At 59.2% G+C, this 22900-nt stretch carries 21 protein-coding genes; 9 read left to right on the top strand and 12 right to left on the bottom strand.

Annotated elements, in window-relative coordinates:
- Positions 1 to 286: 286 nt before the first annotated feature.
- The 3 genes from ACM6IR_RS04600 to ACM6IR_RS04610 all read right to left on the bottom strand — a co-directional run bounded on the left by ACM6IR_RS04600 (position 287) and on the right by ACM6IR_RS04610 (position 3674).
- On the bottom strand, positions 287 to 1732 hold the full coding sequence (locus ACM6IR_RS04600; protein WP_414906587.1) for a SulP family inorganic anion transporter: 1446 nt from the start codon (positions 1730 to 1732) through the stop codon (positions 287 to 289).
- A gap of 211 nt (positions 1733 to 1943) precedes the next feature.
- A complete protein-coding gene (locus ACM6IR_RS04605; RefSeq protein WP_414906588.1) occupies positions 1944 to 2861 on the bottom strand; it encodes a LysR substrate-binding domain-containing protein in 918 nt (305 codons plus the stop codon).
- A 222-nt stretch (positions 2862 to 3083) separates the two neighbouring features.
- Positions 3084 to 3674, bottom strand: a complete 591-nt coding sequence (locus ACM6IR_RS04610; protein ID WP_414906589.1) for an NAD(P)H-dependent oxidoreductase — start codon at positions 3672 to 3674, stop codon at positions 3084 to 3086.
- A gap of 160 nt (positions 3675 to 3834) precedes the next feature.
- On the opposite strand from ACM6IR_RS04610, the gene ACM6IR_RS04615 reads away from it, so the two are divergent.
- Positions 3835 to 4149 carry a putative quinol monooxygenase gene (locus ACM6IR_RS04615; RefSeq protein WP_414906590.1) on the top strand — a complete coding sequence of 105 codons (315 nt, stop codon included), beginning with the start codon at positions 3835 to 3837 and terminating at the stop codon, positions 4147 to 4149.
- On the opposite strand, the gene ACM6IR_RS04620 is transcribed toward ACM6IR_RS04615, so the two are convergent.
- Entirely contained in the window at positions 4139 to 4903 is a 765-nt protein-coding gene (locus tag ACM6IR_RS04620; protein ID WP_414906591.1) for a sulfite exporter TauE/SafE family protein, read from the bottom strand. The genes ACM6IR_RS04615 and ACM6IR_RS04620 overlap by 11 nt on opposite strands.
- Positions 4904 to 5111: 208 nt before the next feature.
- Between ACM6IR_RS04620 and ACM6IR_RS04625 the strand changes: the two genes are divergently transcribed.
- Positions 5112 to 5996: a LysR substrate-binding domain-containing protein gene (locus tag ACM6IR_RS04625; RefSeq protein WP_414906592.1), complete on the top strand. Its 885-nt coding sequence runs from the start codon at positions 5112 to 5114 to the stop codon at positions 5994 to 5996.
- Here ACM6IR_RS04625 and ACM6IR_RS04630 read toward each other — a convergent pair.
- The 3 genes from ACM6IR_RS04630 to kynU all read right to left on the bottom strand — a co-directional run bounded on the left by ACM6IR_RS04630 (position 5937) and on the right by kynU (position 10109).
- Positions 5937 to 7376 carry an amino acid permease gene (locus tag ACM6IR_RS04630; RefSeq protein ID WP_414906593.1) on the bottom strand — a complete coding sequence of 480 codons (1440 nt, stop codon included), beginning with the start codon at positions 7374 to 7376 and terminating at the stop codon, positions 5937 to 5939. The genes ACM6IR_RS04625 and ACM6IR_RS04630 overlap by 60 nt on opposite strands.
- A gap of 63 nt (positions 7377 to 7439) precedes the next feature.
- Positions 7440 to 8753 carry an OprD family porin gene (locus ACM6IR_RS04635; protein ID WP_414906594.1) on the bottom strand — a complete coding sequence of 438 codons (1314 nt, stop codon included), beginning with the start codon at positions 8751 to 8753 and terminating at the stop codon, positions 7440 to 7442.
- Between the two features lie 105 nt (positions 8754 to 8858).
- Positions 8859 to 10109, bottom strand: a complete 1251-nt coding sequence (gene kynU / locus ACM6IR_RS04640; protein WP_414906595.1) for a kynureninase — start codon at positions 10107 to 10109, stop codon at positions 8859 to 8861.
- 174 nt (positions 10110 to 10283) lie between these two features.
- Between kynU and ACM6IR_RS04645 the strand changes: the two genes are divergently transcribed.
- Positions 10284 to 10757, top strand: a complete 474-nt coding sequence (locus ACM6IR_RS04645; protein WP_201114996.1) for an Lrp/AsnC family transcriptional regulator — start codon at positions 10284 to 10286, stop codon at positions 10755 to 10757.
- Positions 10758 to 10876: 119 nt separating this feature from the next.
- Here ACM6IR_RS04645 and ACM6IR_RS04650 read toward each other — a convergent pair whose 3' ends face one another.
- Positions 10877 to 11884, bottom strand: a complete 1008-nt coding sequence (locus tag ACM6IR_RS04650; RefSeq protein WP_414906596.1) for a helix-turn-helix domain-containing protein — start codon at positions 11882 to 11884, stop codon at positions 10877 to 10879.
- Positions 11885 to 12343: 459 nt separating this feature from the next.
- On the opposite strand from ACM6IR_RS04650, the gene antA reads away from it, so the two are divergent.
- From antA to ACM6IR_RS04670, 4 genes are read left to right on the top strand one after another with little or no spacing between them, the layout of a single operon-like run.
- On the top strand, positions 12344 to 13732 hold the full coding sequence (gene antA, locus ACM6IR_RS04655; RefSeq protein ID WP_414906597.1) for an anthranilate 1,2-dioxygenase large subunit: 1389 nt from the start codon (positions 12344 to 12346) through the stop codon (positions 13730 to 13732).
- 2 nt (positions 13733 to 13734) lie between these two features.
- Positions 13735 to 14226 (top strand): anthranilate 1,2-dioxygenase small subunit, encoded by a 492-nt coding sequence (gene antB, locus ACM6IR_RS04660; protein WP_414906598.1) that lies wholly within the window; start codon positions 13735 to 13737, stop codon positions 14224 to 14226.
- An 18-nt stretch (positions 14227 to 14244) separates the two neighbouring features.
- The gene (antC, locus tag ACM6IR_RS04665) at positions 14245 to 15264 is read left to right on the top strand and encodes an anthranilate 1,2-dioxygenase electron transfer component AntC (RefSeq protein WP_414906599.1); all 1020 of its coding nucleotides are present in this window, start codon (positions 14245 to 14247) and stop codon (positions 15262 to 15264) included.
- Between the two features lie 43 nt (positions 15265 to 15307).
- Positions 15308 to 16711, top strand: coding sequence for an amino acid permease (locus ACM6IR_RS04670; protein ID WP_414906600.1), 1404 nt, complete (start codon positions 15308 to 15310; stop codon positions 16709 to 16711).
- 220 nt (positions 16712 to 16931) lie between these two features.
- Here the strand turns inward: ACM6IR_RS04670 and kynA are convergent, their stop codons facing one another.
- Together kynA and kynB are read right to left on the bottom strand one after the other, a co-directional pair.
- The gene (gene kynA, locus ACM6IR_RS04675) at positions 16932 to 17786 is read right to left on the bottom strand and encodes a tryptophan 2,3-dioxygenase (protein WP_414906601.1); all 855 of its coding nucleotides are present in this window, start codon (positions 17784 to 17786) and stop codon (positions 16932 to 16934) included.
- Positions 17783 to 18448, bottom strand: coding sequence for an arylformamidase (kynB, locus tag ACM6IR_RS04680; RefSeq protein ID WP_414906602.1), 666 nt, complete (start codon positions 18446 to 18448; stop codon positions 17783 to 17785). The genes kynA and kynB overlap by 4 nt, the downstream gene beginning before the upstream one ends.
- A gap of 286 nt (positions 18449 to 18734) precedes the next feature.
- Here kynB and ACM6IR_RS04685 point away from each other — a divergent pair, with 286 nt between their 5' ends.
- Positions 18735 to 19079, top strand: a complete 345-nt coding sequence (locus tag ACM6IR_RS04685) for a cupin domain-containing protein (RefSeq protein ID WP_008024653.1) — start codon at positions 18735 to 18737, stop codon at positions 19077 to 19079.
- A 63-nt stretch (positions 19080 to 19142) separates the two neighbouring features.
- Here the strand turns inward: ACM6IR_RS04685 and mmsB are convergent, their stop codons facing one another.
- Both mmsB and ACM6IR_RS04695 read right to left on the bottom strand, forming a co-directional pair.
- On the bottom strand, positions 19143 to 20030 hold the full coding sequence (gene mmsB, locus ACM6IR_RS04690; protein ID WP_414906603.1) for a 3-hydroxyisobutyrate dehydrogenase: 888 nt from the start codon (positions 20028 to 20030) through the stop codon (positions 19143 to 19145).
- 10 nt (positions 20031 to 20040) lie between these two features.
- On the bottom strand, positions 20041 to 21567 hold the full coding sequence (locus ACM6IR_RS04695) for a CoA-acylating methylmalonate-semialdehyde dehydrogenase (RefSeq protein WP_414906604.1): 1527 nt from the start codon (positions 21565 to 21567) through the stop codon (positions 20041 to 20043).
- A 163-nt stretch (positions 21568 to 21730) separates the two neighbouring features.
- On the opposite strand from ACM6IR_RS04695, the gene ACM6IR_RS04700 reads away from it, so the two are divergent.
- Positions 21731 to 22696, top strand: a complete 966-nt coding sequence (locus tag ACM6IR_RS04700; protein WP_414906605.1) for a LysR family transcriptional regulator — start codon at positions 21731 to 21733, stop codon at positions 22694 to 22696.
- Positions 22697 to 22900 lie beyond the last annotated feature (204 nt).

Genomic DNA, 22900 nt, shown 5'->3' on the forward strand with positions numbered 1-22900 from the left:
TCCTCGAAAGGGTCACGTCGAATGGATTGTGAAACTCATAAAACATTTCGAGGCGTGACTTTCAAACGAGGTGAAAGTTATTTTCGTAGAGGGGTAAGGGTTGTCGCGCAGAGGTATGAGCAGACGTGGGTTATGAAAATACGACTAGCGAATTTTCAACAATCAGGGAGAGAAAACATGAAATATGGAATCTACGCCGCATGGCCGTAGGAGCGAGCTTGCTCGCGATAAATCTGACCCCGCGGCGTTCTCAGGCTTATCGCGAGCAAGCTCGCTCCCACACCCTTTAGTTGTATTCGCCCCCGGCGCGCTTGAGCATCTGCTTGCAGCGCTCCGAAAGGTGAAACACCCGTAGATGCTTGCCAGCCTTGGCATAGCGCTCGCGCAGGGTCTTGAGCGCCGCAATGGCCGAATAGTCGACAAAGCTCAGGTGGCGACAATCGATCGTCACGACGGGTGGATCGTTGGCGGGATCGAACTGATTGAGAAAAGGCGTGGTCGAGGCAAAGAACAGCGTGCCGTGCAGGTGATAAAGCTTGCTGCCGTCGGCTTCCAGATGACTGTCGGCGTAGAGCTCGCGGGCCTGCTGCCAGGCGAAGTTGAGCGCCGCGATGATGATCCCGCACAGCACGGCGGTGGCCAGATCGGTGAACACCGTGATGACCGTAACCGCGACGATCACCAGAACATCGTTCAGCGGCACCTTGTTCAGCACCCGCAACGAAGCCCAGGCAAACGTCTGCTGCGCCACCACGAACATCACACCGACGAGTGCGGCCAGCGGGATGCGTTCGATCAGCGGCGAAAGAAACAGAATGAACAGCAGAATCAGCACCCCGGCCACTGCACCCGACAGCCGTCCGCGACCACCGGAATTGAGGTTGATCACCGTCTGGCCGATCATCGCGCAGCCACCCATCCCGCCAAACATGCCGGAGACCATATTCGCGGCGCCCAACGCCACGCATTCGCGATCCGGGAAGCCACGGCTCTCGGTGATCTCGTCGGTGAGGTTCAGGGTCAGCAGGGTTTCGAGCAGGCCGACCAGCGCCATCAATATTGCGTAGGGGGCGATAATGCGCAGGGTTTCCAGGCTCCACGGAATGTCCGGCAGCGCGAACGTCGGCAAGCCGCCAGCGATGTGCGCCATGTCGCCCAAGGTGCGCGTCGGCAGACCGAGCAGGTACACCGCCAGGCCCACCCCCAGAATCGCCACCAGCGCGGGCGGCACGGCACGCGTCAAACGCGGCAGCAGATAAACAATCGCCATTGTCAGCGCCACCAGACCCGCCATCACGTACAACGGCGTGCCACTGAGCCAGGTGTCCCCACGCTTGAAATGCTCCAGTTGAGCCAAGGCAATGATGATCGCTAACCCATTGACGAAACCGAGCATCACCGGGTGCGGCACCATGCGCACCAGTTTGCCCAGTTTCAGCAGCCCGAACGCCAGCATGATCAACCCACCCAGCAACACAGTGGCCAGCAAATACTGCACGCCGTGCTGAACCACCAGCGCGACGATCACCACGGCCATTGACCCGGCCGCGCCGGAGACCATGCCCGGCCGCCCGCCGAAGAGCGCGGTCAGGGTGCAAATGATGAACGCACCGTAAAGCCCCATCAATGGATTGAGGTGGGCAACCAGCGCGAAGGCGATGCATTCGGGCAGCAGGGCGAAAGACGTGGTGAGCCCCGCCAGGACATCGGCACGCAGGCGTTGTGGTTTCATGAGTTGCCCAACAAAAAAAGAGCGGCGGATGTTACGGAATTGAGGGCGAGCCGGCCAGCTGTTGGGCGGCCGAAAATGCCTTCGCGAGCAGGCTCGCTCCACATTTGATCTCTATAGGACACAGGTTTTGTGTACGACGAAGATCCACTGTGGGAGCGAGCCTGCTCGCGAAGAGGCCCGGTCGCGCTCCCGATTCACTCTCGCGCAACGATCACGAATCAGCCTTGAATTCCGTATTCGCATACACCGCCAATTTGCCCTGGATGAAGTCCAGAAAGCATTGAATGCGTAGCGCCAGTTGCGAGTTACGGTAGTACACCGCGTTGATCGGTTGGCGATAACCACTGTTGAAATCCGCCAGCAGCACCTGCAAGCGGCCGGCGCGGATGTCGTCGATGGTCATGTAGTGCGAAAGGCAGGCAATGCCTTGACCTTCCAGCGCCAAGTGCCTGATCGTCTCGCCGCTGGACGCGCTGATCGACGCCTGAATCGGCCAGCGATCCCCATGCACATAGCGCAGTGGCCATTGATTGAGGCCCTCGTTTTGGGTGAAGCCCAGCAAGGCATGCCCGGACAGGTCCGCCACTTCAACGGGTCGGCCGTATTTTTCCAGGTATGCCGGGCTGGCAACGATGTGCAGCGGGCTGCACCCCAGGGAGCGGGCATGCAGGGTCGAGTCGGCCAGTGTGCCGATGCGGATGGCAATGTCGGTGCTTTGTTCGAGCAGGTCGATGATCAGGTCGTTGCTGTTGAGTTCGAGCTGGATGTCCGGATAGAGCCGGCGGAATTCATCAATGTACGGAACGATGGCATGCAGCATGAACGGCGATGCCGCGTTGATCCGCAGGCGCCCGGACGGGGTTTGTTGACGTGAATTGAGGCGTTCTTCGAGCTCGTCCATCTGATCGAGAATCAGTTTGGCATGCTCGAAAAAATACTTGCCCTCCTCGGTCAGGTCCATGCGCCGTGTGGTGCGGTTGATCAGCGTGGTATCCAGTTTCGCCTCCAGCCGCGACAGCGTGCGGCTGACCGCCGAAGGGGTTTGCCCGACCTGCTCGGCCGCCGCCGAGATCGACCCGCACTCAATCACACAGACGAAAATCTGCAACTCATCGGATCTGGCTTTCACGTGTGTCCCTTATCGATAGTCCAGCGCAGTTCTACTGGCAGAAGAAATCTAATGTGGCGAGGGAGCTTGCTCCCGCTGGTGCGCGAAGCGGACCCAAAACCAGCAAACGCGGTGGTTCGTGTACACCGCTTCGGCTGATTTACGACGGCTTCGCCGCCGAGCGGGAGCAAGCTCCCTCGCCACAGATCAATGTCCGCTTCAGATATCGATAGTAGCCGAGCCTCATGCGTTCAGGCCGAACACCTCGTTCAAATGCTGTTCATAGCGCGCCACATCGGCCTCGATGTTCGGACGCTTCATCACGTCGACGCAGAGGAAGGTCGGCAGTGCGGTCATGCCGAGGAACTCGTTGGCCTTGTGGAACGGGAAGTACACCGCGTCCACGCCCTTGGCCTCGAAGAAGTCGCTCGGGTCGTCGAAGGCTTGCTGCGGCGCGTTCCAGGTCAGCGACAACAGGTATTGCTTGCCCTGCACCAGGCCGCCGCTGCCGTATTTTTGCGACGCGTCGGACCGTGTGCGGCCATCGCTGGCATAGAGGCTGCCATGGCCTTCGGTGAACACTTCGTCGATGTATTTCTTGACGGTCCACGGCGCGCCCATCCACCAGCCTGGCATTTGATAAATGATCACGTCGGCCCAGAGGAATTTCGCGACTTCTTCAGCGACGTCGTAACCCTCGTCGATGAAGGTGGCTTTCACGTCGACACCGCCGCGATCCAGCACACTCAGCGCGGTTTCATGCAGGGTGGTGTTGTAGCGGCCATCGGAGTGGGCGAATTGTTTGCCGCCATTGAGCAACAGGACTTTTTTCATGAGAACGCTCGGAAGGTTAGAAATTTGATGGCGGCAGCGTAACGATCCGGCTCGCGTGGAATAAGCCCTGAGTCGGCAATATTCATTTGACCCATGCGCACGAATCCACAGGCGATTGTTGCCGTAGACTGCCGCCGATTCTGACTTGAGGAGTTTTTTGATGAGTGACGTTCAAGGTTTCATCCTGCACGCCAAGACCCGCCCGGAAAAATCCGACGCCTTCGAAGCGTTCTTCAGCGGCTATGTGCAAGCGAGCCGTGCCGAGCCCGGTTGCATCGAGTACCACATGCTGCGCGACAAGCAGGACCCGACATTGTTTATCTTCTACGAGATCTGGCAGTCCCAGGCCCACCTCGACGTGCACTCCAATCTGCCGCACATGCAACAGTTCCTCGCCATGCGGATGGAGTATCTGGAACGGGATTTCGAGATCCGCGCCATCGAGATGCTCAGCCCGTCGTCCGCTACCCGCTGATCAACAAGTGGCCGCCGAGCACGCCGAGGCCGATGAAAAACACGCGCCTGAACAGTACGGCGCTGATCCGCTGGCGTAGCCATTGCCCCAGCAACAGGCCGAGCACTGCCGGAATCAGCGCCAGCATCGAGGCGCTCAACTCGCCACCGCCCAGCGCTCCGCGCCAAAACAGGCCGGCGGCGAGTGCGAGGGTCGAAACGGTGAACGACAGGCCCAACGCCTGCACCAGTTCATCTTTGCCCAGGCCCAGCGTTTGTAGATAAGGCACTGCCGGGATCACGAACACCCCGGTGGCCGACGTGATGACGCCGGTCAGCACGCCGCACGCCGGCCCGAGCCAGCGCTCGGTCTGACGACCGACGCGCAAGGTCGGCAACAATAACCCGCTCAAGGCGTACACCAATAGCGCCGCCCCAAGCCCCCGCACCACCCAATGACCACCGGCCATGCCGATCCACAACGTGCCGGCCCCCGTGCCGATGAAGATCGCCAGCAGCATCGACCACAGGCGTGTGACCAGCCCCCGCAGGTGCCCGCCGAACGCCAGTTGCCAGACATTGGTGAACGTCGCCGGGATAATCAACAATGCCGCAGCCTGCGACGGCACCATAGCCAGGCCAAGCAAGCCCATGGCGATGGTCGGCAGGCCGAGGCCGATTACGCCCTTGATCATTCCGGCGAGCAGAAAGGTCGCGAAGACCAGCAATGAAAGGGTCTGGCCGAGGTTTTGGTAGAACGCGCAGAGAGTATTCATGCGCCTATCCTGAGCCTGGACTGGCCGCGTGAAAATCTGCCATATACTGAGGTAGCCTCTTGTTCTGCAAGAGGCTAACACTTCGCTGTTTTGAGTGACGCCTTCGCGAGCAGGCTCGCTCCCACAGGGGACCGCGCCGCTTTACTGTGGGAGCGAGCCTGCTCGCGAAAGCGCCCTTCCAGACAGAACAAATCCGGAGGCTGTAACAATGCACTTCGACCTGACCGACCTGCGCCTCTACCTGAACATCCTCGACAGCGGCAACATCACCGCCGGCGCCGCTCGCAGCCACCTGTCCCTGGCGGCGGCGAGTGCGCGAATCCGCGCCATGGAGTCTTCGCTCGGCATCGATTTCCTGGCGCGCGGTCGTCGCGGTGTCACCCCCACGCCGGCCGGAAAAGCGCTGGCGCAACACGCCCGACTGCTGCTGCAACAAGCCGAGCACCTGCAGCAGGAACTGACCGAATACGCCAACGGCGTCAAAGGCCAAGTGCGATTGTTGTGCAACACCACAGCGATCACCGAGTACCTTCCGGAGCTGCTCGCGGACGTTCTGCGAGCCCATCCGAACCTCGATATCGACCTGCAGGAATTGCCCAGCGCCCGCATCACCCACGCCCTGCGGCAGGGCGCTGCCGACCTCGGCATCGTCTCCGACGCCGTGGACACCCACCCCCTGCAAACCCTGCCCTTTCGCGATGACCCGTTGGTGCTGATCATCCCCCGCGATCACCCCTTGGCCGACATCGAAACACCGGGGTTCAGCGATACCTTGCGGCATGACTACGTCGGGCTGGCCGCCAATAGTGCACTGGCGGTGTACCTCGAAGAACAGGCACTGCACGCGGGTATCCGCATGCAAATCCGCATCCGTGCGCAAGGGTTCGACGGGGTGATCCGGATGGTCTCCCGCGGCGCAGGACTAGCGATCGTGCCGCTGGCGGCAATCCAGCGGCGTGCAGGCGATCAACCGTTTAAAAGCATTGCCCTGAAGGAAGACTGGGCCCAGCGAAAATTGTTGCTATGCGCCCGTTCATTTACCGACCTGCCCGTTTATGCCAGGGCTTTGCTCCAGGCGTTGCTCACTGAGTGAGGCCGGTTTGGCCTTTCTGAAAAACAGGCCATAGACCACCGAGAGAATCAGCAGGAACGGCACACCGAACACCAGCGTCATCTTGAAGGCTTCGGTGAAGTAGGTGGTGATCATCACCGCGCCCATCAGCACCAGCCCCAACAGTGTCGTGTAGGGAAACAGGCGCATACGGAACGACAGTTTCCGCTCGCCATTGCGCTCGTGGTAACGACGGAAACAGTAGTGGGTCAGGAAGATCATGAACCAGGTGAAAATGGCGCCGAACATGGAGATCGCCATCATCAAGGTGAAGGAACTTTCCGGGTACAGGATGTTGAGCAAGGTTGCCAGGGCGATGCCCGAACTCGACAGCAACAACGCGTTCAGCGGGATCCCGGTCTTGCTCAATACGCCCATGGATTTCGGTGCATAGCCGCCACGGGACAGGCTGAACATCATGCGCGTGGTGATGTAGAGCTGACTGTTCATCGCCGACAACGCCGCGATCAGAATCACAAAATTCATGACGCCGGTTGCGCCAGGGATACCAATGGTTTGCATAACCGTAACGAACGGGCTTTGAGCGTGACCGGCCTGAACCCACGGCACGATCGCCAACATCAGCGCCAGGGTCAGCAGGTAAAACACCACCAGTCGCACGATGGTCGCGCGAAAGGCCTTCTTCACGGCTTGCTCCGGGTCCTGTGCCTCACCTGCGGCTACTGCGATCATTTCCACGCTCAGGTAGCTGAAGATCGACACGATCACCGCGACCCACATTCCTTGCAGACCGTTGGGGAAAAAGCCGCCATGGGACGTGTAGTTGTGCACGCCATATTCCGGGTTGCCGGAACCGAACACCACGTACACCGCGAGGATGATGAAGCCGACAATCGCGCCGATCTTGATGGTCGAAAACCAGTATTCGAAAGTGCCGAACGTCTTCACGCTGATGGCGTTGAGGACGATCAGGACGCTGGAGAACGAGACGATCCAGATCCATTCCGGTACGTTGGCAAACCAGTACTTCATGTACATTGCCACCGCCGTCACTTCCGTGCCGACCGCCAGCACAATCGCCGCCCAATAGGCATAGCGCACCAGGAACCCGGCCAACGGGCTGACATAGAATTCGGCATAGGCACCGAAGGAGCCCGAGGTCGAATGAGCCACGGTCATTTCTGCCAGGCAGCCCATCAACAACAGGGTGATGACCGCGCCGATGGCGTAGCTGAGCAGCACGCTCGGCCCGGCATAGCCGATGGCGTAGGCGCTGCCCATGAACAGCCCGGTGCCGATCGCACCACCAATGGCGATCATGCTCATCTGACCCGATGTGAGCTGACGCCTGAGGCCCTGTTCACGTTTGGATATGCTTTCAAAACCGGTTTTTTCGGTCATTGTTCCAGCCTCTGAATATTGTCTTTCTTGAAGAGAGCACGTCGTTGGGGTTACCGGTCGGGATCAGAAAATATTCAGCGGATATTCGATGATCACCCGGACTTCGTTGTTGTCGGTGGTATCGGCGAGCGCCACCTGAGCGGTCGAACGCACACTGGCCTGGCGTATACGCACCGACAGGTCCTTGGCCTTGCCCGATTGCACGACGTAGCGCGCTTCAATGTCACGCTCCCATTGTTTGCCGTCGCTGCCGTAACGCCCATAAGCGCCATTGGGACCGCCGTCGTAGTGGCTGTCGTCGATATGGTCGCCACTGACGTAACGTGACATGAAGCTCAGGCCCGGCACGCCGAAGGGCGCCATGTCCAGGTCATAACGCAGCTGCCAGGAACGTTCGTTGGGCGCATTGAAGTCCAGGACTTGAATCGAGTTGGCGAGGAAAATCGACGTGCCCGGTTGCTGATCGAAACCCAGATAATCAAACGGTTCATCGCCATTGACGCGTTGGTAAGCCAGGGTCAACCGATGGGCACCGACCTTGTAGGCACCGGACAGCGACCACGTGGTGTTGTCAATTCTGCCGGCCAGGCTCTGGCCCTCATCGTTGGTGCGGTAAATGTTGAAATCCAGGTTCAGCGACTGATTGGGTGTCAGTGCGTAGGTGTAGTTTGCATTGGCGTAGTACTGCCGCCAGATATCGGTGAATTGCGAACCGTACAGGCTGAGGCTTAGCTGATCGTTCAAGGTATAGCGGCCGCCCAGGTAATCGACGTTGCGGGTTTCCACCCCGGCATACAACGCCTTGAGGGCGCCATCGCTATTGGTCGAGGCACTGTCGTTGCCGGAAGTGAAGTGCCCGGCGTCGAGCAGTAGCCCTATCAGTTCGCGGCTGGTCAGCTCAAAGCCGTTGGCCCGTGTGGTGAACAGCCGCGCATTGCCAGTGCCGAATACCGGGTTGTACGGCGTCAGGTTGCCGTACTTGAGTTCGGTGTTCGAGATCCGCGCTTTCAGCGCACCGCCTGCTTCGGAATAGTCATCCTCGGGGCGGCCATCGGAATCGACCGGCAGCAAACCGGTGCCCGTACGACCTTTGCCGCTGTCGAGTTTGATACCCAGTTGCGCGTAGGCATCGACCCCAAGACCCACAGCGCCCTGGGTATAGCCGGAGCGATAATCGAGCACGATCCCGTGGGCCCATTCGTCCCGATAGTTCTGCCCGCCCGGATTGTTGAGGTTGTTACGGTAGAAATAGAAGTTGCGGTTAGTCAGGGTCAGGCTGCTGTCTTCGACGAATCCATTGTCGGGTGCGGCATAGGCCATTTGACCGAAACAAGACGTCATGGCGAGCGGCAAGGCGGGCCAGAGGGACAGTTTCATTCTGCGGGCTCCTTATTATTGTGTTTGCACAGAATTTTTTATGGGAGGCGAGCGAAGGCCTGCTGCCGGGAAGACCTCAGCAGCAAGACACGCTGACCGGGTGTATCAGGTGACGCTGTGGCGGACCTGGAATTGCGCTTGCGACCAGGTTTTCTGATCAAGAATTTCACCGAGGACCTGCACGGCGTCCCAGACCTCGGTGAAGGTTGTGTACAGCGGGGTAAAGCCGAAGCGCATGATCCGCGGCTCGCGGTAATCACCGATCACGCCACGGGCGATCAGGGCCTGGATCACCGCATAACCTTCGGGATGCTCGAAGCTGACATGGCTGCCACGTCTGGCGTGTTCGCGCGGTGTGATCAGCGTCAACTCGTGAGCGGCGCAGCGCTGCTCCACCAGCTGGATGAACAGATCCGTCAGGGCCAGGGATTTGCGGCGCAGGCTGGCCATGTCGGTCTGGGCAAAAATAGCCAGGCCACACTCGACCATCGCCAGGGAGGTGATGGGCTGGGTGCCGCACAAGTAACGTGCGATGCCGCTGCTCGGCTCGTAGCGAGACTCCATGGCGAACTGTCGCGAATGCCCGAACCAGCCGGACAGAGGCTGCGCCACCAAATCACACAGATCAGGCGAAACCCAGACAAACGCTTGCGAGCCAGGGCCGCCATTGAGGTACTTGTAGGTGCAGCCGATGGCGTAATCGGCCCGCGCCTGATGCAGGTCGACCGGCACCGCCCCGGCGGAATGCGCCAGGTCCCAAATGGCCAGCGCGCCACATTCGTGGGTCAGTGCGGTCAGGGCCTGCATGTCGTGCATGTAGCCGGTTTTGTAGTTGACGTGGGTGAGCATGACCACGGCAGTCTCTTGATCAATCGCTTGCGGCAGCTCTTCGGGACTGTCGACCAGGCGCAGTGTGTAACCTTGCTGCAGCAGGTCAGCCAGGCCTTCGGCGATGTAGAGGTCGGTAGGAAAGTTGCTGCTTTCGGTGACAATCACACGCCGCGTCGGCGAACGTGTGGCTTGCACCCGCAGAGCGGCGCTGAGCACCTTGAACAGGTTGATCGAGGTGGTATCGGTCACCACCACTTCACCCTCACGCGCCCCAATCAGCCCCGCCAATTGATTGCCCAGACGCTCGGACAGATCGCGCCATCCCGCGCTGTTCCAACTGCGGATCAGGCCGTTTCCCCATTCTTCGGCAATCACCTCTTGAGCACGTGCCAAGGCGGCGACAGGGCGCGCGCCCAGGGAGTTACCGTCGAGATAGATCACGCCTTCGGGCAGTGCAAATTGCTGACGCAGTGGAGCGAGCGTGTCCTGAGCATCACGCTCCAGGCAATCGTTTCTTGTGGTCATTGAAGGTCCTGTTCTTTGAATGTCGTGGCGTTTTTCAGGCGTTGTAGGCCCCTTTTCCGTGGAGAGATAATGAACGAAGCTTTGGAGAATTTTCGTGCAAAGTAAGCGGACGTATAGTAATTATCTCGCAGAAAATTCGAATTAAATGCCATTAACCGCGGATTTATACCAGCCATGAATCTCGACTCGACAGACCTGCGGATCCTGCATCAACTGCAACAGGATGGCCGTATCAGCAACCAGGAACTGGCGGAGAAAGTCGCCCTGTCGCCGTCGGCCTGTCTGCGCCGTTTGCGCCTGCTGGAAAGTGAGGGAATCATCACCGGCTATCGCGCGGTGCTGAATGCCGAACGCTTGGGCATCGAACTGGAAGCTATCGTCCATGTGTCATTGCGACAGGATGTCGAGGACTGGCATGAGACGTTTATCAAGAAGGTTCAGCTGTGGCCGGAGGTGGTCACTGCTTATGTGATTACCGGGGCGAGCAACTATGTGTTGCGGGTCCAGGCGCGCAATCTCAAGCACTTCTCCGATTTCATCGTCAACCAGCTGAATCGCACGGCGGGGGTCACCGACATTCGTTCGGAAATCGTCCTGCAGAAGATCAAGGAGCGCGAGGAGTTGCTGGATTTGGTGGTGCGTAAGTAAGGATAACCGCGCCATTGTGGGTGGTGAAAAACAACTGCGGTACGCCGATCCATTGTGGGAGCGAGCCTGCTCGCGAAGCTGTTGTCCCCTCACCCCAAAACTATCTCAAGCGAACACCATCACCGCATACGCCGCGCTTCATTACGCTGCAAGGTCATGCTCGGAGATTCGTCAAACAACTTACGGTACTCGGCAGAAAAACGCCCCAGGTGCGTAAACCCCCACCCCATGGCGATCTCGGAAATATTGCGTGCAGAACCGTGCTCAAGAATGTCCTGACGTACAGCGCTCAAGCGGTACTTTTTCAAGTAGACCATCGGCGACAAGGCGAAGTATTTCTTGAACGCCTCGAACAACTTGAAGCGCGAAACCCCTGCCGCGGCTTCGATGTCTTCCAGGTGCAGGGCTTCCCGGGCGTTGGCATGGATATATTGCCGGGCCCTGATCAGATAGTGCGGCAGCTTCACGCCCAACACGGCCCGCAGTTCTTCAGAATAATTGTTCGGTTGGGCGAGGATCAAACCTTTGATCAACGAACTTTCGACATCACGGGTGAAGGCCACTTGTTCATACAGTTCGCTGCTGCGCTCCAGCTCGGCGATGAAGTAACGCGCCATGCGCCACCACGAAGCCGACGCCCCGTCGACCGCGTCCATCACCGACTCGAAACGCAACGGCGCATCCAGCGGCCGCTGCAGCAGGCCTTCCAAAGACTCACTCATGGCGGCGCGGGTGATCACCACCTGGACTTTGCGGCAATCGCCAGAGATCGCCAGCACCTGGTTTTCATTGGGTGAAATGATCACCCCTAGATCACGGTTGGATTTCAACACGCTGCCGTTCTTGCTCAACTCCTGCTCGCCCACCAGAGGCAAACTCAGGCTGTAACTGCTGAAGTGCTCGGCGTCTTCGATGTCGACGGTAACATCCGTGCCGTATTCGATGGTGCCCAGTGTCGTGGCCATTGACTTGAACACATTGGCGCTGTGATGAAAGCGGATCCGCTCGGGCGTCGTGGTCACGAGTCGATGGGGCCCGCAGATACCGGACATCCAGTTCCTCGCGCCCTCGACGTCGAAGCTATCAATACGTATGTCGCGAAACTGCGAATCAGTTTTGCTACTCATCACGGTGCACCCACGGCTGTTTTTTCAACGCGCTCTGACGGCGCATATCGGACTGGAAAAAGGCAAGTTCCAAGCCACAAAACCGCTGTGCCAACCCAGTGGATAGCAATCACCGACTAACTGGATAAAGCAGCTGTTTCGATGCCCGGGTCATACCCTCGACGTCCGATCAAACAGTACCTGAATGCTGCAAACACGGGCAGCCGTCCATCGCATGGTGCACGGTCTGAGTAGTAGCTGCCCAGCACGAGACACCGGTGTTACCTCCTTATTGCACGGTCGAACACTTCCACGTAGCAGCTGCCGAAGGCTGCTACAGGATCAGTGCACCGCCGAATATTGCTGATCTTCCCACCAATTTTATGGACTGCCTTCGTCGACAAACCGGATAGACCCCCACCCGCCCCACTCTCTCTAATGAGCACAACCGATAGGCCCGAATAAAAAAGGTACAGACCCATGAGTGGCGAAAAAAACGTCGAGCAGTGGAAAGCATTTATTGAAGGCTGCCTGGACTTCCGTCCGGCAGACGGCGTGTTCCGGATTGCCCGGGATATGTTCACCGAGCCGCAGTTGTTCGATCTGGAGATGGAACTGATCTTCGAGAAGAACTGGATCTACGCTTGCCACGAAAGCGAGCTGGCCAATAACCACGACTTCGTCACGATGCGCGCCGGCCGTCAGCCGATGATCATTACTCGCGACGGCGACGGCCAGCTCAACGCCTTGATCAACGCCTGCCAACATCGCGGCACGACCCTGACCCGCGTCGGCAAGGGCAACCAGTCGACCTTCACCTGCCCGTTCCACGCCTGGTGCTACAAAAGCGACGGCCGCCTGGTCAAGGTCAAGGCGCCCGGCGAATACCCGGAAGGGTTCGACAAGGCCACACGCGGCCTGAAAAAGGCGCGCATCGAGAGCTACAAGGGTTTTGTGTTTATCAGCCTGGATGTGCACGCGGATAACAGCCTCGAAGACTTCCTCGGCGACGCCAAGGTGTTCTTCGACATGATGGTTGCCCAGTCCCCGACCGGTGAACTGGAAGTGCTGCCGGGCAAGTCGGCCTACACCTACGACGGCAACTGGAAACTGCAAAACGAAAACGGCCTGGACGGCTATCACGTCAGCACCGTCCACTATAACTACGTGGCCACCGTGCAGCACCGCCAGCAGGTCAACAGCGAGAACGGCACCAGCAGCGGCAGCACGCTCGACTACAGCAAACTCGGCGCCGGCGACGCCAATACCGATGACGGCTGGTTCGCCTTCGATAACGGCCACAGCCTGTTGTTCAGTGACATGCCTAACCCGACGGTGCGCTCCGGTTACGCGACGATCATGCCGCGGCTGGTCGAAGAACACGGCCAGGAAAAGGCCGAATGGATGATGCATCGCCTACGCAATCTGAACATTTACCCGAGCTTGTTTTTCCTCGATCAGATCAGCTCGCAACTGCGCATCATCCGCCCGGTGGCGTGGAACAAGACCGAGATCATCAGCCAGTGCCTGGGGGTCAAAAACGAATCGGACGCTGACCGCGAAAACCGCATTCGCCAATTCGAAGACTTCTTCAACGTGTCGGGCCTGGGCACGCCGGATGACCTGGTGGAGTTCCGCGAAGCACAGCGTGGTTTCCAGGCGCGTCTTGAGCGCTGGAGCGATATTTCCCGCGGCAATCACCAGTGGGCAACCGGCGCCACGCCTAACAGCGAGTCCATCGGCATCGCCCCGGCCATGACCGGCACCGAATTCACCCACGAAGGCCTTTACGTCAACCAGCACAGCAACTGGCAGAAATTCCTGCTGGATGGCCTGGACGCGAAATCCCTGAAGCTACGTGAGGTGTGAACATGAATGCGCAATTGCAGTACCAGATCGAGCAGTTCTTCTATCGCAAATCCGAACTATGCGACGCCCAGGACTGGGACGCCTACATCAAGCTGTTCGACGAACACAGTGAATTCCATCTGCCGCAATGGGACTCGGAGCATGTCTACACCCTCGACCCCAAGCGCGAGATGTCGCTGATCTACTACCCCAACCGCTCAGGTCTGGAGGACCGTGTGTTCCGCCTGCGCACCGGTAAGTCCGCGTCCTCGATGCCGATGCCCCGAACCTTGCACCTGATCAATAACGTGCGGATCAGCGAACTCGACGGCGGTGAACTGGAAGTGCGTCTGAACTGGCACACCTTGTTCTATCGCCTGGCCACGTCCGAGCAGTTCTACGGCCGCGCGACCTATCGCCTCAAGCCCCACGCCGACAGCTGGCTGATCACCCGCAAGCATGTCCTGCTGCTCAACGACACCATCAACTCGGTGCTCGACTTCTACCACCTCTGAATCCATGGAGACCGGGGCATGAACCACAAGGTCGCATTCAGCTTTGCCGACGGCAAAACACTGTTCTTTCCCGTACAACCCGATGAAATACTGCTCGACGCTGCCCTGCGCAACGGCATCAACATCCCCCTGGATTGCCGCGAAGGCGTCTGCGGAACCTGCCAGGGTCGCTGCGAATCGGGTGATTACAGCCAGGACTATGTGGATGAGGAAGCCCTCTCCGAACAAGACCTGCAACAACGCAAAATGCTCACCTGCCAGACCCGGGTGAAGTCTGACGCGGCGTTTTATTTCGACTTCGCTTCCAGCCTGTGCAACGCCTCGGGTCCCGGGCAACTCGGCGGTACCGTCACCGAAGTGACGCAGGTCTCGGCCAGCACGGCGATTCTGCATCTGGATCTCGGCATGACAAGTCAGTTGGACTTCCTGCCGGGGCAATACGCCCGGCTGCTGATTCCGGGGACACAGAGCAAACGCTCCTACTCGTTCGCCAACCGACCGAGCAGCAGCAATCAGCTGCAATTCCTGATTCGCCTGCTGCCCGACGGGGTGATGAGCAACTACATCCGTGAACGCTGCCAGGTGGGCGACCAAATCGCCCTGGAGGCACCGCTGGGCGCCTTCTATCTGCGGCATGTCGCCAAGCCGCTGATCCTGGTGGCCGGCGGTACCGGGCTTTCTGCGCTGCTGGGCATGCTCGACGAACTGGCCGAACGCGGATGCGCGCAACCGGTGCATCTGTACTACGGCGTGCGGGACGCTGCCGACCTGTGCGAGCGAGTACGCATCGAAGCCTACGCCGAACGCATTCCAGGGTTTCGCTACACCGAAGTGGTCAGTGATCCATCGCCGCACTGGACAGGAAAGCGCGGCTACATTGCCGAGCATTTCGACGCCAGCGAACTGCGCGATGCGCCGGTCGATATGTACGTCTGCGGCCCCCCGCCCATGGTCGAATCGATCAAGAGCTGGTTGCAGACCCAGGCACTGGACAGCGTGCACCTGTATTACGAAAAGTTCACCGAGAGTAATATCTGACGATTCATATCAGGCCTGACAACAATAACCAGAAGGGAACGAGATGGCGGATGAAATCTTGCAACAGGGCGAGCTCAAGCGAGGGTTGAAAAATCGGCATATTCAACTGATCGCGTTGGGCGGAGCGATTGGTACCGGGCTGTTCCTGGGGTCCGCCGGCGTGCTCAAATCGGCCGGACCGTCGATGATCCTCGGTTATGCGATTGCCGGGTTCATCGCCTTCCTGATCATGCGCCAGCTAGGCGAGATGATTGTCGAGGAACCGGTAGCCGGTTCTTTCAGTCACTTCGCCCACAAATATTGGGGCGGTTATGCCGGTTTTCTGTCCGGTTGGAACTACTGGGTCCTGTACGTGCTGGTGGGCATGGCGGAGCTGACGGCCGTCGGCAAATACGTGCAGTTCTGGTGGCCGGAAATTCCCACCTGGGTCAGCGCGGCGGTGTTCTTTGTGCTGGTCAACCTGATCAACACGCTTAACGTCAAGATCTTCGGCGAGATGGAGTTCTGGTTCGCGATCATCAAGGTCGTGGCCATTCTGGGCATGATCGCCCTGGGTTGCTACATGCTGTTCAGCGGCACCGGCGGCCCGCAGGCCTCGGTCACGAACCTGTGGAGCCACGGTGGCTTCTTTCCCAACGGCACCACCGGTTTGCTGATGTCGATGGCGTTCATCATGTTCTCCTTTGGTGGCCTGGAGCTGGTGGGCATCACCGCCGCCGAGGCCAGTGAGCCGAGGAAGGTCATTCCCAAGGCGATCAACCAAGTGGTTTATCGCGTGTTGATCTTCTACGTCGGCGCACTCACCGTGCTGCTTTCGCTGTACCCGTGGGATCAACTGCTGCAGACACTGGGCGCGTCCGGCGATGCCTACAGCGGCAGCCCATTCGTGCAGATCTTCTCGCTGATCGGCAGTGACACGGCTGCGCAAATCCTCAACTTCGTGGTGCTCACCGCGGCGCTCTCGGTCTATAACAGCGGCGTCTACTGCAACAGCCGCATGCTCTATGGCCTGGCGGAACAGGGCGACGCACCGAAATCGCTGATGAAGCTGAACAAACAAGGTGTGCCATTACGCGCGCTGGGCATCTCCGCGTTGATCACGATGTTGTGTGTGGTGATTAACTACGTTGCCCCGCACGATGCGCTGGAGTTGCTGTTTGCACTGGTGGTCGCCTCGTTGATGATCAACTGGACGCTGATCAGCCTGACCCACCTGAAGTTTCGCAAAATCATGGGCCAGCAAGGCATCGTGCCGAGCTTCAAGTCGTTCTGGTTTCCTTTCAGTAACTACCTGTGCCTGGCGTTCATGGCCATGATCATCTGCGTGATGTTGATGATTCCTGGCGTACGCGCCTCGGTGTACGCCATGCCGGTCTGGGTGTTGATCATCTACGTGTTCTATCGGATGCGTGTGGCAAGGGACCGGCGCTTGCCCGTGGCTCAATAATCCCGCGCTCAACAAAAAGCCCCGGCATTCAACTAATGCCGGGGCTTTCTTATTTCGGATGTCGCGTCGTGCTGTATGTAGCAGCTGGCGAAGCCTGCGTTCGACCGCGCAGCGGTCGCAATTCGGTGAGCACGATTTGCCTGAGGAAATGCAGGGACCTGTTTCACGACCGCTGCGCGGCCGAACGCAGCCTTCGGCAGCTGCTACACGGCAACAGCGCTTAGAGGGTCGAACGCACCCGCCACAACTCCGGGAACAGCACGGTATCGAGCATCTTGCGCAGGTAACCGACACCTTCAGTGCCGCCGGTGCCTGGTTGGAAGCCGATGATCCGCTCAACCGTGGTGACATGCCGGAAGCGCCATTGACGGAACGAGTCCTCCAGATCAATGAACTTTTCGGCCAGTTGATAGAGATCCCAATAACGCGAAGGGTCTTTGTAGACCTCGCGCCAGGCCGCTTCGACGGAGGCATCGTGCACGGTAGGGCTGGTCGGATCACGCTCGAACCGCTGCGGGTCGATCTGCAGACCGGCGCTGACCATCAAGCGAATCGCCTCGTCATACAGCGAAGGGGTGGCGATCGCCTTTTCGAGTTCCTGCAACAGTTCCGGACGGTGGGCGTGAGGGCGCAACAGGGTCGCGCTTTTGTTGCCCAGAATGAACTCGATCTCACGGTACTGGAACGACTGGAAACCCGACGATTGCCCCAGAAAGGGTCGTATCGAGTGATACTCAGTCGGGGTCATGGTCGCCAGCACTGTCCAGGCATGCACCAACTGATCAAAAATCCGCGAGACCCGCGCCAGCATCTTGAAAGCCGGCGGCAGCTCTCCCAATCGGAGGTGTTCGCGGGCGGCTTTAAGCTCGTGCAACATCAACTTCATCCACAGCTCAGACGTCTGGTGCTGGATGATGAACAGCATCTCGTTGTGGTCTGGAGACAAGGGGTGTTGGGCATTGAGAATACGCCCCAGGTCCAGATAGTCGCCGTAGCTCATGGCGTCGGAAAAATTCAGCTCGGCGTTATGCCATTCCTCGGTCTGGCTGGCAGGTGAATAGGGACATTGGCTCATTGAGCAGGCTCCTGACGTTGCGTTGTATTCAGTGGACGCAAAATAGCCCTCACCGGACTGGCGTCGAGATGGGCAAAGCGCAGCGGCAGTGCGATCAATTCATAGTCACCTTCCGGGACCTCATCGAGCACGATGCCTTCGAGAATGGCCATCCCGTGGCGGGCCACCGCGTTGTGCGAGTCCATGGTCTTGGATTGCTGCGGGTCCAGCGACGGCGTGTCGATACCGATCAAGCGCACGCCGAGACGGGCCAGCAGGTCGACGGTTTCCTTGGCGACGGCAGTGAAGTGCGGATCCCAGGTCGTCAGCGGCGCCTGTCGATAGGTGCGCAGCAGGACACGCTCGGGCAGGTTATGTAAACGACCCTCAAGGTGTTCAGGGTGCACCAGTTGGCCACTGTCCAGGCAATGCAACACCCGGCAAGGCCCGATATAGACATCCAGCGACACATCGCCAATGGCGGCGCCGTCCGCGCTGTAGTGCAGCGGCGCATCGACATGGGCGCCCGTGTGCGGCGACAGCGTGATCCGCCCGACATTCACTGGGCATTCAGGCCCGAAGGTCCAGACGCGTTCTTCCTGAAAAGGCGTATCACCCGGCCAGGTCGGTGTTGCGGCACTCAAGGGCGGGCTGATGTCCCACCACGACATTGTTTTTTTCATTGCAAAGCTCTCGGCCTTTTCCGAAGTGAATGATACGAGCGATACCTGTGCATGTTCTTGCGAATACGTTCGAAAATGCCGGGGGCTTTCGCACAAACTGCCAGGAAACGGCGGTTTATCGAGAGGAAATTTCAACACCCCCCTCATCGATTTCCACCACCGGGCCTGGTGTGGATGGACGACGGTCGCTGCGTTTCTGGATACCTCAATGTCGAGCACAGACAACTGGTGCCGCACCAAGCCCTATAGGGTGCGACTTCAGTTCCCCCTAACGCCCGGAGTCATCATGTCCGCACCGATTACCGTTCTTCGCGACACTCACCCACTGCCAGTGCTCGACGCCTGCAAATGGGAAAAACTCGAAGGTGACCCGCACACCGTCAACCTCAACGCCTACACCAGCGAAGACGGCAGCAAGATCATGGGCACGTGGATTTGCACGCCGGGCAAGTGGTATGTGGAATACGTGAAGTGGGAATACTGCGATTTCCGCGAGGGGTACTGCATCATCACGCCAGAAGGCAAGGAACCGATCCATCTGCGCGCGGGTGATATTTTCGTCATCGAGCCGGGGATGAAAGGCACGTGGGAAGTGGTTGAAACCGTGCGCAAGTATTTCGTGTTCGCCTGATACAAAAAACCGGGAGATCACCCGACGTGATCTCCCGGTAAATATCGATGCGACCGGCTGCTCCTACAGGGGTTTGCGATAGCTGTTGATGATGGCCGAGAAGTCCTTGCCACCTTCCCCACGCTGGCTCATCGCCTGATACAACTGCTGAGCCACTGCGCCGAGCACCACTGGCTGGTGCGCCTGACGTGCCGCTTCTGTCGCCAACCCCAGGTCCTTGAGCATCAGCTCGGCACCGAAACCGCCGGTATAGCCACGCGAGGCTGGCGCCGTTTCGACGATGCCCGGCCACGGGTTGTACATCTCCGAACTCCAGCAACGCCCGGTGGAGCTGTTGATAATCCCGGCCAGCACGCCCGTGTCGATGCCCAAGGCATCGCCCAGCGCCATGGCTTCGCTGACGCCGACCATGGAGATCCCCAGCAGCAGGTTGTTGCAGATCTTGGCGATTTGCCCGGTGCCGACTTCACCGCAATGAACGATGTTGCGGCCCATTTGTGCCAGCACCGGTTGCAGGGTGGCGAACAGTTCAGGGGTGGCACCGACCATAAACGTCAGGGTTCCCGCCGCTGCGCCCCCCGTACCGCCGGAGACTGGCGCATCGGCCACGGCCACGCCTTGCTTGGCAGCGGCTGCGGCAACATCACGGGCGGTCTGCGGATCGATGGTGCTGCAATCCACTGCCGGCACGCCTTTGGCGATCCCCGCCAGCACGCCATCTTCACCCAGCCAGACGCTGCGCACATGCACGGCGGCCGGCAGCATGGTAATCACCAGTTCTGCGCCCTGAGCGGCTTCACGGGCCGAAGCGCTGATGCTGCCGCCCAGTTGTTCCAGCTCTGCCAGAACGGCTTTGTTCAAATCCACCAGCCGCAACGAATGGCCGGCCTTGATCAGGTTGCGCGCCATCGGCGCGCCCATGTTACCGAGACCGATAAAAGCGATTTTCATGTCCGGCTCCTTAACGCAAGTTGATGGTGGTGTTCACACCGTCGTTGACGCTGTCGTCATCGAACCAACGACTGGTGACCGTCTTGGTCTGAGTGTAGAACTGCACCACTTGCTTGCCATACGGACCGAGGTCGCCAAGCTTGGAACCGCGCGAACCGGTGAAGCTGAAGAACGGGACCGGCACCGGAATCGGAATGTTGATGCCGACTTGACCGACGTCGATTTCGTTCTGGAATTTGCGGGCAGCCGCACCGCTCTGGGTGAATAGGCCCGTGCCATTGCCGAACGGGTTGGCGTTGACCAGTGCGATGGCCTCGTCGAGCGTATTGACTTCCAGCACCACCAGCACCGGGCCGAAAATTTCCTGGGTGTAGATCTGCATCTCGGGTGTTACGCCGGAGAACAGGGTCGGGCCGATAAAGTTACCTTTTTCAAAGCCTGGAACCGTGATGTCGCGACCGTCCAGCTCCAGTTTGGCGCCTTCCTTGATGCCGCTTTCGATCAGATCCAGAATCCGCGCCTTGGCTTTTTTCGAGATCACCGGACCAACGTCCGTCCCGGCCTCGCTGCCGGCATTCACCTTGAGTTTCTGCGCCAGCGCTTTCAGGTCCGGCAGCCACTGCTTGGCCGCGCCCACCAACACCACGACAGAGGTGGCCATGCAGCGTTGACCCGCAGCACCGAAACCGGCACCGACCAGCGCATTCAGCGCTTGCTCGCGATTGGCATCCGGCAGCACCACGGCGTGGTTCTTCGCGCCCATCATCGATTGCACGCGCTTGCCATGTTTGCCGGCCAGGTCGTAGACGTGTGTACCGACGGCGGTCGAACCGACGAAGGAAACAGCCTTGATGTCTTTGTGGGTGCAGAGCGCGTCCACCACGTCCTTGCCGCCATGAACAACGTTAAGCACGCCCGCCGGAACGCCAGCCTCGATCGCCAGCTCCACCAGCAGCATGGTCGACATCGGGTCCTGTTCGGACGGTTTGAGGACGAAGGTGTTGCCGCAGGCGATGGCCATCGGAAACATCCACAGAGGAATCATGGCCGGGAAGTTGAATGGGGTGATGCCGGCGCAGACGCCGATTGGCTGACGCAGGGTGTAGGTATCGACGCCGCCCGCGACGTTTTCGGCGAATTCGCCCATTTGCAGGCTACCAATGGAACAGGCGTGTTCGACCACTTCCAGGCCACGGAAGATATCGCCTTCAGCGTCGGCAATGGTTTTGCCCTGCTCGTTGCTGAGCACCACGGCGATGCGCTTGGAGTGTTCGCGGATCAACGCCTGAAGCTTGAGCATGATGCGCATGCGCGCGCCGATCGGCGTCAGCTTCCAGGTCTGGAAGGCGCGATGGGCGGCACTGATCGCGGCGTCGACTTCGGCGGCTGTGGCAAACGGAACCTTGGCCAGCACTTGCTGGGTGGCCGGGTTGACGATGTCGTGCCATTCGGTGGTCTGGGACTCGACCCACTCGCCGTCGATCAACAGCTTGACCTTGTGCAGCGTGGTTTCGTTTGGCGTGAGCGATACGTTCATGGTGGGTCTCCTGGACGTTGTTCTTATTTAGAGAGCTATCTTGGGAGCCAAGGCGAGACAGTCGCCTTGAGTTGAGTCGTGTGTCGCGAATTGGTTGTCGGACTGTTTTTGGAGTATAGATGTGCAAACTTCTAATAAGAACGCACATAAAAGCCGGTCCATCATGCAAAAAAACATCACATCCTTAGGCTCGCTGAATTGGGATGACCTCAAGTTTTTCCTTGAAGTCGCCCGCACCCGCAAGGCCAGCACCGCCGCCAAACGCCTGGCGGTCGACTACACCACCGTGTCGCGGCGCATCAGCTCACTAGAAGCGTCGTTGGGCACGTTGCTGTTCGAGAAATCCCGGACCAGCGGTTTCGTCCTGACCGCCGAGGGCCAACGCCTGCTGGGCTACGCCGAGTCGATTGAAAGCACGCTGCACATGGCCTGCGAGCAGGTTTCCGGCTCCGGCGTCGCGTTGTCCGGCCATGTGCGGATGGGCTGCACCGAAGGCTTCGGCAGTTTTTTCATCACCCCACAGCTGAGCCATTTCGTCGACGCCTACCCGGCAATCTCGGTGGACATCCTGCCGCTGCCGCACTTCATCAGCCTGTCCAAGCGTGAAGCAGACATCGTCATCGCCCTGGAACGCCCGGAGCATGGCCCGTACGTCTGCTGCAAACTCTGCGACTACCGATTGCAGCTGTACGCGACGCAGGATTATCTGGACAAGCACCCACCCATCCGCCGCCCGGCAGACTTGGGTAAACATTCATTCATTAGTTATGTCGACGATCTGGCATTCAGCTCGGAGCTGCTGTACCTGGCAAACGTGTTGCCTGGCGCCAGCGCCAACCTGCGCAGCACCAGCGTGATCGCGCAGTTCGTGGCAGCGCAGCAAGGTCGATCGCTGGCGATTCTCCCGTGCTTCCTGGCGGCGCAGGATCCACGGCTGTTGCCGGTACTGCCGGAAGAAATCAACATCACCCGGCAGTTCTGGATGTACTGCCGCGAGGATCTGAGGAAGCTCAAGCGGATTACCCTGTTGTGGGATTACATCCGTGCGGTGACTGAGCAGAATCAACGGCTGTTGATGGGGGAAAGTCGGGAGATGTTGTTCGCCGACGAACAGCCCTTCAAGGAATAAGGTAGCAGCATCGTTATCAGGTCAGCGGGGCTTTGCCAACGGTTTGAATCAGTGTTTGGTACGCAACTTGTAACACCGAGACGCACTCGCAGACACCGAAACGGACCAACTTCCAGAGGCACACGCAGAACCGCGCTAAGGCCCCTATGCCGGCGCACGATAAGACTCAGCCGCTAGGGGCCTACGGGGAGACTTGGGAACCAT

The sequence above is a fragment of the Pseudomonas sp. IT-P253 genome (genome assembly GCF_949768125.1).
Lineage (GTDB): Bacteria > Pseudomonadota > Gammaproteobacteria > Pseudomonadales > Pseudomonadaceae > Aquipseudomonas.

Coding starts and splice junctions, on each gene's coding strand:
- ACM6IR_RS04600 (WP_414906587.1), bottom strand. CDS start 1,732: ATGAAACCACAACGCCTGCGTGCCGATGTCCTGGCGGGGCTCACCACG.
- ACM6IR_RS04610 (WP_414906589.1), bottom strand. CDS start 3,674: ATGAAAAAAGTCCTGTTGCTCAATGGCGGCAAACAATTCGCCCACTCC.
- ACM6IR_RS04615 (WP_414906590.1), top strand. CDS start 3,835: ATGAGTGACGTTCAAGGTTTCATCCTGCACGCCAAGACCCGCCCGGAA.
- ACM6IR_RS04620 (WP_414906591.1), bottom strand. CDS start 4,903: ATGAATACTCTCTGCGCGTTCTACCAAAACCTCGGCCAGACCCTTTCA.
- ACM6IR_RS04625 (WP_414906592.1), top strand. CDS start 5,112: ATGCACTTCGACCTGACCGACCTGCGCCTCTACCTGAACATCCTCGAC.
- ACM6IR_RS04630 (WP_414906593.1), bottom strand. CDS start 7,376: ATGACCGAAAAAACCGGTTTTGAAAGCATATCCAAACGTGAACAGGGC.
- ACM6IR_RS04635 (WP_414906594.1), bottom strand. CDS start 8,753: ATGAAACTGTCCCTCTGGCCCGCCTTGCCGCTCGCCATGACGTCTTGT.
- kynU (WP_414906595.1), bottom strand. CDS start 10,109: ATGACCACAAGAAACGATTGCCTGGAGCGTGATGCTCAGGACACGCTC.
- ACM6IR_RS04645 (WP_201114996.1), top strand. CDS start 10,284: ATGAATCTCGACTCGACAGACCTGCGGATCCTGCATCAACTGCAACAG.
- ACM6IR_RS04650 (WP_414906596.1), bottom strand. CDS start 11,884: ATGAGTAGCAAAACTGATTCGCAGTTTCGCGACATACGTATTGATAGC.
- antA (WP_414906597.1), top strand. CDS start 12,344: ATGAGTGGCGAAAAAAACGTCGAGCAGTGGAAAGCATTTATTGAAGGC.
- antB (WP_414906598.1), top strand. CDS start 13,735: ATGAATGCGCAATTGCAGTACCAGATCGAGCAGTTCTTCTATCGCAAA.
- antC (WP_414906599.1), top strand. CDS start 14,245: ATGAACCACAAGGTCGCATTCAGCTTTGCCGACGGCAAAACACTGTTC.
- ACM6IR_RS04670 (WP_414906600.1), top strand. CDS start 15,308: ATGGCGGATGAAATCTTGCAACAGGGCGAGCTCAAGCGAGGGTTGAAA.
- kynA (WP_414906601.1), bottom strand. CDS start 17,786: ATGAGCCAATGTCCCTATTCACCTGCCAGCCAGACCGAGGAATGGCAT.
- kynB (WP_414906602.1), bottom strand. CDS start 18,448: ATGAAAAAAACAATGTCGTGGTGGGACATCAGCCCGCCCTTGAGTGCC.
- ACM6IR_RS04685 (WP_008024653.1), top strand. CDS start 18,735: ATGTCCGCACCGATTACCGTTCTTCGCGACACTCACCCACTGCCAGTG.
- mmsB (WP_414906603.1), bottom strand. CDS start 20,030: ATGAAAATCGCTTTTATCGGTCTCGGTAACATGGGCGCGCCGATGGCG.
- ACM6IR_RS04695 (WP_414906604.1), bottom strand. CDS start 21,567: ATGAACGTATCGCTCACGCCAAACGAAACCACGCTGCACAAGGTCAAG.
- ACM6IR_RS04700 (WP_414906605.1), top strand. CDS start 21,731: ATGCAAAAAAACATCACATCCTTAGGCTCGCTGAATTGGGATGACCTC.